Source organism: Bradyrhizobium sp. BLXBL-03 (genome assembly GCF_051853015.1).
In the GTDB taxonomy this organism is placed as follows: domain Bacteria; phylum Pseudomonadota; class Alphaproteobacteria; order Rhizobiales; family Xanthobacteraceae; genus Bradyrhizobium; species Bradyrhizobium manausense.
This window is the reverse complement of the sequence record NZ_CP182470.1, coordinates 7,081,850-7,095,850: the sequence shown is the minus strand read 5'-3', so window position 1 is coordinate 7,095,850 and position 14,001 is coordinate 7,081,850. Positions and strand designations below refer to the sequence as shown.

The window sequence follows — 14,001 nt, the reverse complement described above, 5'->3', positions numbered from 1 at the left end:
CAGCTATGCCGCAGTGTGGCGTCACGGCCGCCGCTCCTTGCTTATCGATGAGCTCGCGTTGCTTTGGGGAGCTCGACCGCTCGTTCAGCTGCGAGCCAATGGGAGCGGCGGCAGAGCGGCACTCCCTCTCGCCTAATCTTAAGGCATTGCCCAGGTTTCGACGCGATCGGGCCTTGCGCCAAATCAGCATGAGCACGGCAGAGCTAAACGCGTGGAACAACGACGTATTTCATGAATGCAGAAAGTGAACGGATGAGGAAGCAGAATGATCAATACTCGGCAGTACTCGAGGAAGCGTCTGAGAAGAATATGATCTACGCCAGTATTTGCACGGCAAAGGAGTTAGCATGAGAGCGCAAATTGGGGACCAGCTCGAGGGCGGTCGGGTACGATATGGACAGTTCGCCAGCGCACCTGGATCAGGTCCTTGCGGTGTCTTCATCGTGCAGGGACCCTGCGGCGCTAACCTCAAGATCGTCGGATCGCTCCACCCGCGCTGGGAACATGTCTCCGTCTCGATCCCGCGGCGCTGTCCGAACTGGCAGGAGATGTGCTTCGTCAAGGATCTATTTTGGGACGAGGAAGAGTGCGTGATGCAGCTTCATCCGCGCCGATCGGAATATGTAAATAACAGTCGCTACTGTCTGCATCTCTGGAGGCCGACTAATCAGGAAATTCCGACACCACCCTCGTGGTTCGTCGGGATAGTCGGGATCGGTCCATCTGAAGCGGCTAGGCTGGCTGCACGAATACCGGTCGGATGACCCGGCCCCGGATGGTGCGTTGCAGGCAGGTTCGCAGGCGTGAAGCATGGGCGGTGCATCGATCCATTTTATGGGTCTTTAGAAACTAGCGATGAGGATTCGCAACCCCTAGCCGTCCGCTAGCTTTTGCCCGTGACGAAGGACCCATCCACTGTTCGGATATGTTCTATCTATACAATCGATTTTACGAGCGACCGCGGACGGTCGATAAGAAAAACGCTTTGAAAATATGAATTCAGGTCTATCAGGATGGCACCGAGAAGAGTCTTAAGGTACGCCTCGAGCATCGAGGGCGGATGCCAGTTAAAGCAAAATGTTTCCGGCGACCGTCTGGTCGAGGGCTGCCGGCAAACCTTTGTATAAATAGTCCAACCGTTTCGATGTCGGCTACCTACTTCCGTTCGATTGAACCACCGCTAGCTCCGGTCTTAGCTTCCCGGAAAGCGAGAACTATCGATTGCAGGTGTTGTTGAATGCTGCTTCAGAAGGATCGAGTGCAGTGCGGTCAGGTCGCCTCGCAGGTGCCGAAGAGGTCCCTCCTAGATTTAGTCCGAATGGCCCACACGCTCAATATCATCTCCGTCGTGTGCGACGATCAGTCGGTCCGCGAACCACTCATGAACATGCTCATTTCGGCCGGCTGCGTCGCCGAGCTGTTCCGAAGTGCAGATGAATTCCTGAGCTCAAACGGCTATATCAGCACGTCTTGTTTAATCGCTGACACGCAGTTGCCGAGGTCAAATGGGCTCGGCTTATACGAGCAGCTCATTTTATCCGGAAACGTAATTCCCACCATTCTGCTTGTGACTGGCCCCGACGACGACAAACGTGCGCGCGCGCTGCAGGTCGGCGTGTCGCATTTCCTGGATAAGCCGTTCAACAATGGCGAACTGCTTGCGTGCATCAAATCGGCACTGAAAGATCGAACGATGATTCGACGTCGTCCTTGAATATAGGGTATGCCTGCTTGGAGATCCCGTCGTGCGGGATCCAGTTGAGCCCGATCCTGGCGACGAATGGGATGAGATTATTTATCACGCCGACCGCAATCGCATGGCAGCAACGATCCCGCTTTTCCAGCGTATTGAAAAAGGGGATCGAAGGCACGGGCCCAAAGCGTCGGGCGATAGTCGCACGGCATGAGTCGCACGTGCATTTAACCAAAGGAGAGGCTTGATGAAGATTACGCCCTTGTTCAGAGAGGATCTTCCGACGCTGTCAACGCAGCCCATGCTTGAGGACTATAGCGCATGCTAGAATCGACCTCGAAGCTACATGTCCACGAGCAGCTTGTTTCACTTCTGGGAAATCCGAGCCCCGTTATTCTGGACATCGGCTGTAATGATGGAACCGACACGAAGCGGTTTGTGGAGCTGTGCCCCGAGGCGCGGTTCTACTGTTTTGAGCCGGACCCCCGTGCTGTGGTCCGCTTCAAGAAAAATCTACATTCGGCCCTCGACAAGGTGAGGCTGTTTGAAATTGCGATTAGCGATCGAAATGGAAAGATTGATTTCCACCCAAGCAATGGGGACGGGGAGGTCGAGGAATGGGACCTCTCTGGCTCAATACGCCGACCAAAGAATCATCTTGCTGAATATGAATGGGTTCGATTCGATAAGCCGATCTCGGTTGAAACTCGAAGGCTGGATGACTGGAGCAGTGAAGCTAAACTGGACAAGATTGATTTGATTTGGATGGATGTTCAGGGAGCGGAGTCCGATGTCATCGCCGGTGGCAAACGCGCTTTGAGCAATACGCGGTTCATCTACACGGAATATAGTGACCGCGAGCTTTATGAAGGCCAGCTGTCCCTAAACGCCATCCTTGAGCTTTTACCTTCATTCGAAGTGGTAAGGCTCTATCCCCGCGCAGTGGAGGGCGATGTATTGCTTAGAAATACGAATTGTTAGCGCGGTCCGTAAGCTTGCTTTGCAACCAGAGAGCCGCATCACGCGATCCGCGCGATGCGGCAGCGCAGTTCAGCCCGAATGGTTCTTTATTAAGTTGTTCGTTTCGCTATTTGCGATAGCGCTTGCAGATTAGTTCTCGCGCGACTATTTGATCGATGAAATTTTCTCGTGCTGGCGGACCGCAATGAAGATGAATGACCTGAAGTCAATGAGTGTCGACGAGCTGTGGAATCTCCACGAGAAGGTGTCCGCCGCTCTAAACCAACGGATTGCGGCGGAAAAGCTCAGACTCGAGGAGCGGCTGCGAACCATCGGAGCGCTCGATAACCCACCTCCGCCCACCCGTGAGCGCCGACCATACCCTCCAGTGCGGCCAAAGTATCAAAATCCGAAGAACCCGGCGCAAACTTGGTCAGGGCGCGGCAAATTACCCAGATGGCTCGACCCGCAACTGCGCGCCGGCCGAAAGTTGGATGACTTCCTCATTGATCGATCTGCGCGTAAGCGTCGCCACAAGGCCTGACAGGCCGGTCAACAATCCTGATTCGACTTTATATGGCAGCGCCTGTTGCTTCTGGCCAGGTACGGTTTTCGTCACGCGTGTCTCGCAAATGCTCGACGGCTTCGTTAGAGCCTTCGGCCGTGCACGTCCACACGTTCAAGGCTGCCAAATAGCTCACTGAGCGGCCAAAGCCGTCTGGTGAGCGCCGATGGTCTCAATTTCTGGACCTTTTTGACAAATTGTCTCCACAAAAGGATTTCGGCATCCTTGGGCCAAACCTTTCAGTGAAGCGATCGGCTAGGCAGCGCAGGAACGTGCCACGCATCATCGGCTGACCAAGAGATTTGGTCCATCTCCTTCAATCTGTTTGCGTTCGTGCCAAAAGCACATGGGCGGCAAAAAAGCGGCTGTCAGGGGCTTCGCAAGGTCTTTGATGGCGGGACCAAGCAATCGATGAACTAAAGCCGGTCAACGTCATCCGTTTCTGAGGGATCTATTGGATTGCGAGGACAGGTCCACATTTTGGACCGAGCAGCCTCACTCCACGAGCTATATAGCTACCGCGCGGCGGCTCAACGTAGTCGACCCCATCGATCCAAAAGGACATATCGTCGATCGCAAGCTGCGGATTATAAGTCCACCCGGTCTGGACGGCCTTCACGACGGCGAAGGCTCCGTGTGGCGAAAACGAGTCCGGGATAACGACATCAGCATCCTGCTCGCATCCTGATAGAACCTCAATAAGCTCTTTCACCTTCATTTCGCAGCCTTAGGGTCGCATTTGCGGGGAGTATTCTTCTATGACTTCTGTAGGATCTGTAAACGCCACGTCAAGCTGAAGCTACCAATCGCGATGAAGCCTCGCTGCGTTTGCGCGCAGCTCCAGCTCTAGGCCGGTCAAAATGTCGACGCGACGCGATGTTTTCGCGTGCCTGTCACAGCTAACCGCGGACAATCGATCCGGTTGCCGCCGGCTGAACGCTCAGCTCGCTCAGCGCCGTGGCACAAGCGCAGCTAGGTGAGAAACGGGCGAGCGAATTGCCGATGTTCCACGAGCAGGAAGCTGGCTCGGCGCACAACTGATTCGTTTCTGACGCGAGATAATGCACATGAGCTGGTGCCGCCAGGTGAGCGGCTGAGCTATGTCAGCGGATATCATCGATCCATCTTCGACGATCTGCCCTTGAGCGAAGCAGTGTCGGCTGCCGCTTCCAGCATAGTATTGCGTCGCGAGAACCGTCGGGGGCTTGAACCGGACCCAGCGTCAAGTTGTAAAGGCATACCAGTGTCGACACAAACAACGAGAAGGGGCCGTTTCATGATCTCCTCGCTGTTCCGCCGGGAAAGCGCAACCGCTTTGGAAAGAGAGACTTCTTAATGACGCTGTTTCTAGTTCTGCTTCCTATCCTGTTCGTGGGGTTTGCAGCTGGGTTCGCTATTCGCGCATGGCGCTCTCGGAAAAGGCGTGAGCGCTATCGTCGGTACGGGCCTTACCTCCGGACAACATCGCGCGTGCCCGAACGTCCGTCTGAATTGCCTAAGCGCAGAGCATTCTGAAGCTTCATTTAGGAGTGTCAGCATGAAACTGAGGCGGATAGCCGAAAGGTGCGCATAGTCGGCGGTTCAGCCGATAATGCGTATCTTCCGGCAATCGATGCTCATCTTATCGACGATGCCGCGATCATGGACTAAAGGCGTGCGGACAAAGAAATCCGAGCTTGCCGCAGGTTAAGCGTCCAGCGAGTGCGGGTGCTTTATGAGACACTCGTTCGCGAGCCTCGCATCATCTGCCTGCTGAGCCCCGCCGAGCGCACCGGCGGGGGTGTCTCCATGAATGCCGAAGCGCACATCGAGCTCGATCCGTCCGGAAGAAAAACAAGGATCTTGATAGGTAGATGCTAAAACGTGAGTTCGTCAGGTTGGAAGGCGATCGCTTCTCCCGGCCTTCATTTCACAATCCCGCATGCCTTCGATGCGCGCCATGACCACACGCTGAGAAGCTTTGGTGAGAACGGTTACGGTTCCCCGGCCGCGTGTCATCTTGAGATTGCACTCTGGCCCCTCGATCATTGCCACCCTCCACCGTGGACTACCGGCGCCCACCCACCGACGTTAGGCAGGCGGCGCTTCTCTGTTTGGACCGCGCGCGTCGCTGCTCAATCGCTGCTCAATCGCTGCCGGCTAAGGCATTTACCAAGGTTCCGCCGGGGGCGAGTGGAACGGGGGCGAGGATAAGTCGTGTGGCAATGTTCGCCAGGCTGCTAAACGCCAGTGTTGGCGAAAAGTCCGCAAGCGTTTGTGAGTGTGTGGCCTCATGTTCGTTCACTAAATTGCTTGAAGTTATCGCAGCGTCAAGTTGTAGGCTTCAAAGATCGATCACGACCGAAAAGCGACTGCCGCCCGAAGGATGCAGCTGCACTCGCGGTTCGCGTGAATGCTGATGAAGGTGTGCTGTAGTGCGAGCGAGATATGGAGCATGTTTCAATTGCCGCGCGCTTGTTTGGATGGGCCAAGATACTAATTGCGTCGCGGTGATCGAGGCCAGAAGCGACGCCGGACAGGCGAAAAGCGATGAGGAGCCAAGACTCTAGCTTCGTCGGCTCCCACAATGGAAAATCGGCGTCCCGATCGATCCATCTGCTCTTACCCAATTCTAAGCGCGACCAACGCACTCCGACCGATCTGAGAGCAGACGATGGATCTGAAATTAATTATGAGCAAAGTCGCAAGCGGCGCCCTGTTAGATCAGCAGGAAATGGCCTCGGCGATTGACAGTATGATGTCGGGCAAGGCGACTTCCTCGCAAATGGGCGGGTTGCTATTGGGGCTGAGGGTGCGCGGCGAGACAGTGGAGGAAATCACCGGCGCGGTTTCCGCGATGCGCAACAAAATGCTGCGGGTCAGTGCGCCCGCCGAATCGATCGACATTGCGGGCACGGGCGGCGACGGTTTGGGTTCGGTCAACGTCTCGACATGTGCTTCCTTCATTGTCGCGGGCGCCGGTATTCCAGTCGCCAAGCATGGCAATCGCGCACTCTCCTCACGCTCGGGCTCGGCAGATGTACTGGCATCGCTCGGCGTCAAGATCGACTTGAACGCGGACGGTGTCGCTCGCTGTGTCCGAGATGCCGGCATCGGGTTCATGTTTGCGCCGACCCACCATCCAGCGTTGAAAAACGTGAGCGCAACCCGGGTCGAGCTCGCGACCCGAACGATTTTTAATCTCGTCGCACCGCTCTGCAATCCCGCGGGGGTGAAGCGGCAGATGGTCGGCGTGTTTTCGCGCAAGTGGGTGCAACCGTTAGCGGAAGTTTTGCAAAGACTCGGCGCGGAATCGGCCTGGGTGGTCCACGGCAGCAATGGGCTCGACGAGATCACGCTCACGGGTCCTACCTTTGTCAGCGCCCTCGACAAAGGTCAAATTCGCAGCTTCGAGGTGACGCCGGAAGAAGCCGGGCTCCCCCGTTCTGGAGGGGAGGGTTTGGCGGGTGGGGACCCCCATACCAACGCGCTTGCACTACGAAGCGTGCTCGAGGGTTGGCCAGGCCCATATCGTGATGTTGCCCTGTTGAACGCGGCAGGAGCCTTTATAGTGGCCGGTCGCGCTACAACTTTGAAGGAAGGAGTGGGGATCGGGCAGGAATCACTTGGCAGCGGCGCCGCCGCGGCGTGCCTGAAGCATCTGGTCGCAGTCTCCAACGCCGAATAGACAAGATGACTGACCTCGACATTCTGACGAAAATCGAGACATATAAGCGCGAAGAAATAGCAGCTGCCAGACGCGCGCTTCCCCGTGCCGAGCTCGACGCGCACGCACAGCGTGCACCGTCTCCGCGCGGTTTTCTCAACGCAATTCGTAAAAAGCACGCGTCAGGTGGCTATGCCCTCATCGCTGAAGTTAAGAGAGCATCCCCGTCGAAGGGGCGTAACCGTCCGGTGAGGGCCGCGGGATGATCGCGTGGCGCGGTGGCCCGATCAGGCCGCAGACTGAACGGGGGTTCTGTTCCAATCCCAAGGCAGCAGCTCATTGAGCTGACCTTGAGGGGTGCTGGCGATGCGGGCCAAGACGTCCGCCAGCCAGGCTTGCGGATCGACGTCATTGAGCTTTGCCGTCATGATTAGCGTCGCCATGGTGGCGGCGCGGTCGGCACCACGTTCGGAGCCGGCGAAGAGCCATGACTTGCGGCCGAGGGCAAAGCCGCGCAGCGCGCGCTCCGCCGCATTGTTTGTCAGGCAGATCCGCCCATCATCGATGAAGCGAGCAAACCGGTCCCAGCGGCGCAGCATGTAGTCGATTGGCTTGGCGACCGCGGACGAGTTTGACAGCCGGGCACGCTGCTCGCGGAGCCATGCTTCCAATGCCGTCAAAGGCGGAGCGCTTTGCTCCTTGCGCATGCGCAGACGCTCTTCGGCGCTTTGGCCGTTGATGCTGCGCTCAATATCGAACAGTGCATCGAAGCGCTTGACCGCCTCCAGGGCAATCGGCGAGATCGCTGCGGCATTCTTGTCGCGCCTCGCATTGGCCGCGATGTCCGCCAGCTCGAAGAACTGGCGCCTGGCGTGGGCCCAACAGAGTGCGGACGTGATCGGCCCCTGCGCGCGCGAGGCGTCATACAGCTCGTTGTAGCCGCTATAGGCGTCGGCCTGCAGGATGCCGGAGAAGCTTTGGAGATGCCGTGTGGGATGCTCCTGCCGCCGGTCGCGCGAGGCGTAATAGAGCGCGGCCGGCGGCGCCCGTCCGCCAAACGGCCGATCGTCGCGAACGTAGGTCCAGATATGTCCCTTGACCGTCTGGCCCTTGGCCAGGATCGGCACCGTGGTGTCATCGCCATGCAGTCGCTCGGCGGAGAGGACGTGACGCTCGATCAGCCGATAAAGCGGCTGCAGGGCCACCGCACAGGCGCCGACCTGGTCAGCCAGTGTCGACAGACTCAGATCGATGCCCTCCCGGGCGTAGCGCTCGCTCTGCCGATTCAAGGGCTGATGCTGGCCGAACTTCTCGAACAGGATCATGGCCAGCAGGTTCGGCCCGGCAAAGCCGCGCGGCGTCACGTGGAAGGGGGCTGGCGGCTGGGTGATCGTCTCGCAGTCCCGGCACGAGAACTTCTCGCGCACCGTCTGGATCACCTTCCACTGCCGGGGAACGACCTCCAGCGTCTCGGTAATGTCTTCGCCCAGCTTTGATAGCTTCGATGAGCCACAGCAAGGGCAGCTCTGCGGTGCGGCGATCACGACCCGCTCGCGCGGTAAATGTTCGGGGAACGGTTTGCGCGACGGACGCTTGCGCTGGAAGGATTGTACCGTCTGTGTCTTGGCCGCCGCCCTCTCGGCCGCCAGCTCGTCTTCGGTTGCGGTTGCTTCCAACTCTTCGAGCTCGAGCTCCATCTGCTCCAAGAGCCGTGCCTTGCGCTCCGAGCGGCTGCCGTAAATCTGGCGACGCAGCTTCTCGATCTCGAGCTTGAGGTAACTGATCAGGGCCTCGGCCGCCTTCGCGTCGGCAGCTTCTGCTTTGGCGCTCGCCGCAACCGCTTCCGCTTCCAGGCGCGCGGCGCGCTCCGCGAGGATCATCGCATGCGCGGCGGCAAGATCGGTGGGGAGCGATTCAGATGTGGTCACGATGTTGATGGAATCACATCCATCACGATCCGCAAGCTCAAAGCCTCATCCGACCGACGTCGGTCGCCACGTCTCCTGTGGGTGCCGCCAGTCGATTCCGGACAAGAGATAACCGAGCTGCGCCGACGAGATCGTCACCACACCCTCGGCCGGGCTCGGCCAGATGAAGCGGCCGCGCTCAAGGCGTTTTGTGAACAGGCAGGCGCCCTGGCCGTCATGCCAGATCACCTTCAGCAGGTTGCCGCGGCGACCGCGAAAGCAAAACAGGTGGCCGCCCAGCGGGTCGCGATGCAAGATCTCCTGAACCTGCAACGCCAGCGACGGAAAGCCCTTCCGCATGTCGGTATGGCCGGTCGCAAGCCATACCCGCACGCCGGCCGGCAACGGGATCATCGCGGCCGTCCATCAGTCAGCGCCGCCACGACTGCGCTTAGCGTCGCCGCGTCAACCGCACCGGTGATCCGCATCCGAGCGCCGGCAGCGAACTCAATCTCGATCGCACCGCAACTTCCCGAGGGCGCCGTCAACGGTTGCCGGTCTGGCGCCATGGAGACTGCCGCAAAACGGACCTCATCGTCCTGCCGCTGCATCGGCTCGGGTCCGCAAGCGAGGACGCCGGTCCGCGCCTGCCGCCGCCAGGCCGTAACCAAATTGCGGTGAACGTCATGTCGTCGAGCAACTTCGACAACACTTGCCCCAGGAGCCAGACTCTCCTCCACGATCCGAAGCTTCTCGGCACTCGTCCACCGCCGTCGCCGCTCAGGACCGGACAGAACCGTAACCGTCGTCACGTTTGCTCATTTGCTTGCGAATTAATGCGCAAACCATCTCACGCCCGTACCCGATCCGGGAAGGCGGCCTCCACCGGAGGCGTACGAAGGGGCTCATTCGCACCGACTTCGATCCGCCGTCGCTTGCCAGATCGTATGAAGCAGGCGGCGCCGCCTGCCTCTCCATCTTGACAGACAAACCGTCCTTTATGGGTGACCTTGACTTTATGGAGGCGGCGCGCGCCGCCACCAACCTGCCAGTCTTGCGCAAGGATGGATGATCGGCATCAATAACCGCAATCTGCGCACGTTTGTGACAAATCTCAAAACGACTGAAACGTTGGCGCCGCTCATTCCGAAGGATCGACTGATTGTCAGCGAAAGCGGAATCTGTGCGTTCACTGATCTCGAGCGGCTCTCACGTGCCGGTATCGCAACCTTCCTTGTAGGCGAAAGTCTAATGCGTCAGTCCGACGTGACGGTAGCAACTCGCACGCTTCTCTCAAAGAACTAAGCTGCCACCGGGGCATATCAATGACATAGAAAGGCTCCAACCAGTTGATTCGGAACGCTCAGATCCACGACGAGAACAGCAGCCTTCGCATGGTCTGTGGATCGGCAGCACACGTCAATGTGCAGCCCGCCAAAGCAAATGGTTCTCGTGCGACGAGTTCGGAATCGGCCCTAGGACCGTGGCGGCCCACGCGAGTGTTCATCGCACGTCGGCCCGCACAAGACAAGGACCGCAAGGGTACGGTCAAACTTGCAACGTTGCCCCACAGTCCGGTTGAAGTTCCTAGGTTGAATTGCCGATGAGCGAGATACGATCAAACGAGGCGGCCGAGTTTCGCCAAGCGATGCGAAATTCGGGCAGCGGCGTTGCGATCGTGGCGACGGGCACGGCGCTTGAACGGCGTGGGTTAACGGTGAGTTCTATAAAATCGATTTGCATAGAGCCACTTTGGGATCAATATCAGTTCTGGGACACACGATGCGATACTTGCGAACGGCAAGTTTGGCGTGAGCCTCCTTGCTCTGCGATTTGTTGGCCGGGATGGCTCCAAAGGTGTCCAAACGTTCGATACGGCTCCTTGGAATCAGGGGGGCCTCGATGTGCCGCTATTGCGAAGCGCAATCTGCGCTCTCGAATGCGTTCTACACCACCACCAAGTCGTTGGCACGCACGGGGTATTCATCGGCCGAACGGTTGCGGCGCGCGCAGGAGATGGTAGTCCGCTTATTAACTGTCGCGCCGAACTCCGAACATTGTTGCCACAGGGTTGAGCGCCGTTTTTGTCATTGGGTTTCGACAGGGTGGCTAGACTGAGCGTCTGCCAGGGCGCCCAAAAAGGAAAAGTGTGGCTGTCGGCACTCCTACGCCACTTGGTCGACCCCGGGGCGTCGAATCCGTCACTTCCAACGCCCGCAGAGCGGCGCCGATTTCCCGCCTGAGGCGCGCTATCAACACTGCGCAGGTCCGCTTTCATCGCAACGTCTTCAGCCGTGTCCCTTCGACCAGAATTTGCGAGGTGAGCCGCATACTCGAGGCGATTCAATGACAAGCGAAAGGACGAGCGACGCTGCGCTAGGGGGGAGCTAGACAGGGTATGAAGTGTAGCTGAGCAATGGTTGAGATAGCCGCCAGCGTTGGCATTTAGGAGGCGCCAAGAGACAGTAGGTAACCATTCCTCGCCAGCGCTGGCATGGCCAGCTTCATCTTCGGCCAGCTCCCGCGATGGACCGAATAATGATCGCTGTATTCAATGAAGCCTCCAGGGGGATATCCCCAAATGCGAGCTGACAAAGAAGATAATTGGCACCCGCCTGTTCCAGATGACTAAGAAGCGTTTGTTGTATCGAAGCGGCCGTGCCGGCGACGCACAACTCACTCTCGATTGCGGCGTCAAAGGTCAAGGGCAGGTTCGGAGGAGTGGGGATGTTGTTGCGCTCATAAAGGAACTTAAAGCTCTTGAGCCAGCGGTCATAGGCAGACGCAGCGAGTGAATAAGCATCCGCTTCAGAATTTCCGGCTACGACCATGCGCAGCAATCCAAGAAACGGCGACGATTGATCATGCGTGTCCGAGCGTATTTCTCGACGCGAGCGGTAGGCATCAGTGACCTTTCGGACAGCCGATGAAGGTCCGATGCTTGCGATGTTTGCACCAATCTCAGCGGCCCAGCTTGCCGACTCCGGTCGATTTACGGCGATCCATGTCGGGGGATGCGGTCGCTGATGAGGCGCGAGCGCCAATGGAACGTCATCCAAGTGGAAATGATCGCCTTCGTAGCAAAGCGGGCCGCCTCGCATGGCCTTAACAAGGACTTCGCTGGCTTCTGCATAACGGCCTGGTGCCGCGTCCGCGCTGACCCCGAAATAGCTCAATTCTGCGGGAAGGGAGCCGCGCCCGATGCCAAGCTCAAGTCGGCCGCCGCTCAAGTGGTCCAGCATACAGGCCTCCTCAAATGCTCGCAGGGGATGATGAAGGCTAAGCAGCATGACCATCGGGCCGATGCGAAGATGTGTTGTGCGTTGTGCGACGCTGGACAAAAACAGATTCGGTGCGGGGCTTCTCCCATGCGGGGTGCAGTGGTGCTCTGCCAGATGATAAGCATAGAATCCCAGCCGATCGCATGCCTCAGCGAGTAGGAGGCGATCGTTATACTGCTTGGCGACATCGTGGCCGTCAGCGTCCAGGTGATCGAAGATGCCGAACGCTAATTTTGAATGTTGGGTAGTTCTCACTCGATCACCTCATGTAGTGAAGCTGGATAATGATCAGTTTGGGGGTTAGTTTGAAGACGAAGAAATGCGGCTTACGTTCGAAAGAAACACATCCATTTGCCTTTCTGTGCCGATCGTAATGCGTATAAAGTTCTCGAGACCGTTTTCGGGGAAGAACGCGACAAGCACGTTTTGCTTCTGCAATGCGGCTTGCCACCAGGCGCCATCCCGTCCTTCGGGCACGCGGGCTAGCAAGAAGTTGGCCTGGGAAGGCAACACAGTAAAGCCAAGCTTTGATAGCGCGACGCTCGTTCGCTCCCTTTCAAGCATGATATGTCGATGGTTCTCCTCGAACGCTGCTCGATGCTCAATGATGCTCATGCCGACCGCATGACCAATCACATTCATATTGAAGAGATTCTGCATGGTACGAAGCCTGCCGATAAGCTCGGGGTGACCGAAGCCGAAGCCGACACGAAGGCCCGCGGTGGCATAGCTTTTTGAGAAAGTGCGTAACAAGAGAATATTCGAATAGCGATTGACGAGCCGTAGCGCATTATCAGGCGCAAAGTCGACATACGCTTCGTCAAGCACGATCAGTCGGTCCGATTGTGCGACGAGCCTTTCGATGTCCGCGATCGGAACAAACGTTCCCGTCGGATTGTTCGGATTGGCAAGCACGACGAACTTGGCATCGCGGGCGGGGCCGAAAAGAAACTGGTGCGTTGGTAGGGAATGGTCCTTACCCCACCCGATTTCCAGAAATTGGGCCTCGTGCAACATGGCGAGCTTGCGGTTAAATGAAAACCCGGGCGACATCATCGCTACGGCGTCGCCTGGAGCCAGGAACGCTTTGTAGATAAGGCCGAGGAGTTCAGACGAACCGTTCCCTGCAATCACCTGATCAGCGGATAGGCCGTAAGCGGAGGCGGCCGCCTCCCTTAGGCCGACATTGTCATCTTCCGGGTACAGATAATGCCGCTCAAAGGCTGCAATCGCGGCTTCCCTGACGACTACCGGCAACGGGAATGGGTTCTCATTCATGTTGAGCTTGACGCAATTTGCGTCAAGCTCAGCCGGAGCGGGCGGCGGCACTTCTAACTGCTTTGCCACATGTGAAAGGGATGAGAGTGCGCTTAGCAGTCTTGCGTCTGACATGTGGTCGCTCCGTCGAAAGGCATGGGTTCTGAGCATGGCGATAATCCCATCTGAGTGAAACATTCTGTATTTTGCGCATGAGCTTCCGCACCAGCAGGTCGGTTATGTCTCTACACAGCCGATCGGCGCGGGTCTTCACCACTTTCTATATGCCAATCCTAACAGTTGCATGAACTGTTGAGAAAAACTAATACTTGTGTAGCGAGACCTGAGTTGCAAGAGGGCGCTCGTCGGATGTGCGCTCTGTCATCATCAAGCGGACAAAAATGCGCAACTTGAGCGTGGTTCAACTCCAGCGAATACTCGTTACTGGCCTTGAGCACTTCAGCGACACTTCGCTGTAAGCTGTCGCTCGTAATTTCAGACAGAATGGTGTCTGCTGACCGGCCACCGCGGCGCTCAAGGATGTCCGTCCGTTGTCGCGTGGAGGGGCGACGTCGCTGCTCTCCAGCGGGCATACACAAATGCCTCTGGTTGGTTTCTCGGAATTGGCCGGGAGGCATGAGGGACGGGCGCAGCGCAAACATTTGCGTTTGAGACATCACAATCCTCGTTTT

The 14,001-nt window shown here is 57.7% G+C and carries 11 protein-coding genes and 2 pseudogenes; 8 read left to right on the top strand and 5 right to left on the bottom strand.

What is annotated here, in order from left to right:
• The first annotated feature begins 347 nt into the window (after positions 1 to 347).
• The 6 genes and pseudogenes from ACNJX9_RS33790 to ACNJX9_RS33765 all read left to right on the top strand — a co-directional run.
• Positions 348 to 764 carry a DUF7694 domain-containing protein gene (locus ACNJX9_RS33790; protein ID WP_083514367.1) on the top strand — a complete coding sequence of 139 codons (417 nt, stop codon included), beginning with the start codon at positions 348 to 350 and terminating at the stop codon, positions 762 to 764.
• Positions 765 to 1,318: 554 nt separating this feature from the next.
• Positions 1,319 to 1,714, top strand: a complete 396-nt coding sequence (locus ACNJX9_RS33785) for a response regulator (RefSeq protein WP_439406363.1) — start codon at positions 1,319 to 1,321, stop codon at positions 1,712 to 1,714.
• Between the two features lie 300 nt (positions 1,715 to 2,014).
• Positions 2,015 to 2,674, top strand: a complete 660-nt coding sequence (locus ACNJX9_RS33780; protein ID WP_057750180.1) for an FkbM family methyltransferase — start codon at positions 2,015 to 2,017, stop codon at positions 2,672 to 2,674.
• A 184-nt stretch (positions 2,675 to 2,858) separates the two neighbouring features.
• Positions 2,859 to 3,197 carry an H-NS histone family protein gene (locus tag ACNJX9_RS33775; RefSeq protein ID WP_439406360.1) on the top strand — a complete coding sequence of 113 codons (339 nt, stop codon included), beginning with the start codon at positions 2,859 to 2,861 and terminating at the stop codon, positions 3,195 to 3,197.
• Between the two features lie 2,674 nt (positions 3,198 to 5,871).
• A complete protein-coding gene (trpD, locus tag ACNJX9_RS33770; protein WP_439406358.1) occupies positions 5,872 to 6,885 on the top strand; it encodes an anthranilate phosphoribosyltransferase in 1,014 nt (337 codons plus the stop codon).
• Positions 6,886 to 6,890: 5 nt separating this feature from the next.
• Positions 6,891 to 7,100: pseudogene (locus tag ACNJX9_RS33765) on the top strand (indole-3-glycerol phosphate synthase TrpC); the annotation flags it as partial.
• A gap of 51 nt (positions 7,101 to 7,151) precedes the next feature.
• On the opposite strand, the gene tnpC reads toward ACNJX9_RS33765, so the two are convergent.
• The 3 genes from tnpC to tnpA form a co-directional block, all read right to left on the bottom strand.
• The gene (tnpC, locus tag ACNJX9_RS33760) at positions 7,152 to 8,744 is read right to left on the bottom strand and encodes an IS66 family transposase (RefSeq protein ID WP_439410172.1); all 1,593 of its coding nucleotides are present in this window, start codon (positions 8,742 to 8,744) and stop codon (positions 7,152 to 7,154) included.
• Between the two features lie 93 nt (positions 8,745 to 8,837).
• Positions 8,838 to 9,185, bottom strand: a complete 348-nt coding sequence (gene tnpB / locus ACNJX9_RS33755; RefSeq protein ID WP_027520144.1) for an IS66 family insertion sequence element accessory protein TnpB — start codon at positions 9,183 to 9,185, stop codon at positions 8,838 to 8,840.
• Complete coding sequence (tnpA, locus tag ACNJX9_RS33750; RefSeq protein WP_439404878.1) at positions 9,182 to 9,583, bottom strand: IS66-like element accessory protein TnpA; 402 nt, start codon at positions 9,581 to 9,583, stop codon at positions 9,182 to 9,184. Before tnpA ends, tnpB begins: the two co-directional genes overlap by 4 nt.
• Before the next feature lie 83 nt (positions 9,584 to 9,666).
• On the opposite strand from tnpA, the pseudogene ACNJX9_RS33745 reads away from it, so the two are divergent.
• Together ACNJX9_RS33745 and ACNJX9_RS33740 are read left to right on the top strand one after the other, a co-directional pair.
• Positions 9,667 to 10,076: pseudogene (locus ACNJX9_RS33745) on the top strand (indole-3-glycerol phosphate synthase TrpC); the annotation flags it as partial.
• A gap of 506 nt (positions 10,077 to 10,582) precedes the next feature.
• Positions 10,583 to 10,846, top strand: a complete 264-nt coding sequence (locus tag ACNJX9_RS33740) for a flavin reductase (protein WP_439406356.1) — start codon at positions 10,583 to 10,585, stop codon at positions 10,844 to 10,846.
• Positions 10,847 to 11,275: 429 nt separating this feature from the next.
• On the opposite strand, the gene ACNJX9_RS33735 is transcribed toward ACNJX9_RS33740, so the two are convergent.
• Both ACNJX9_RS33735 and ACNJX9_RS33730 read right to left on the bottom strand, forming a co-directional pair.
• Positions 11,276 to 12,307 (bottom strand): LLM class flavin-dependent oxidoreductase, encoded by a 1,032-nt coding sequence (locus tag ACNJX9_RS33735; protein WP_439406354.1) that lies wholly within the window; start codon positions 12,305 to 12,307, stop codon positions 11,276 to 11,278.
• Positions 12,308 to 12,352: 45 nt separating this feature from the next.
• Positions 12,353 to 13,444, bottom strand: a complete 1,092-nt coding sequence (locus ACNJX9_RS33730) for a pyridoxal phosphate-dependent aminotransferase (RefSeq protein WP_439406352.1) — start codon at positions 13,442 to 13,444, stop codon at positions 12,353 to 12,355.
• Positions 13,445 to 14,001 lie beyond the last annotated feature (557 nt).

What these genes read in the sequence shown, in the direction of transcription:
- ACNJX9_RS33790 (WP_083514367.1), top strand. Translation starts at nt 348, where the DNA reads ATGAGAGCGCAAATTGGGGACCAGCTCGAGGGCGGTCGGGTACGATAT.
- ACNJX9_RS33785 (WP_439406363.1), top strand. Translation starts at nt 1,319, where the DNA reads ATGGCCCACACGCTCAATATCATCTCCGTCGTGTGCGACGATCAGTCG.
- ACNJX9_RS33780 (WP_057750180.1), top strand. Translation starts at nt 2,015, where the DNA reads ATGCTAGAATCGACCTCGAAGCTACATGTCCACGAGCAGCTTGTTTCA.
- ACNJX9_RS33775 (WP_439406360.1), top strand. Translation starts at nt 2,859, where the DNA reads ATGAAGATGAATGACCTGAAGTCAATGAGTGTCGACGAGCTGTGGAAT.
- trpD (WP_439406358.1), top strand. Translation starts at nt 5,872, where the DNA reads ATGGATCTGAAATTAATTATGAGCAAAGTCGCAAGCGGCGCCCTGTTA.
- tnpC (WP_439410172.1), bottom strand. Translation starts at nt 8,744, where the DNA reads ATGATCCTCGCGGAGCGCGCCGCGCGCCTGGAAGCGGAAGCGGTTGCG.
- tnpB (WP_027520144.1), bottom strand. Translation starts at nt 9,185, where the DNA reads ATGATCCCGTTGCCGGCCGGCGTGCGGGTATGGCTTGCGACCGGCCAT.
- ACNJX9_RS33730 (WP_439406352.1), bottom strand. Translation starts at nt 13,444, where the DNA reads ATGTCAGACGCAAGACTGCTAAGCGCACTCTCATCCCTTTCACATGTG.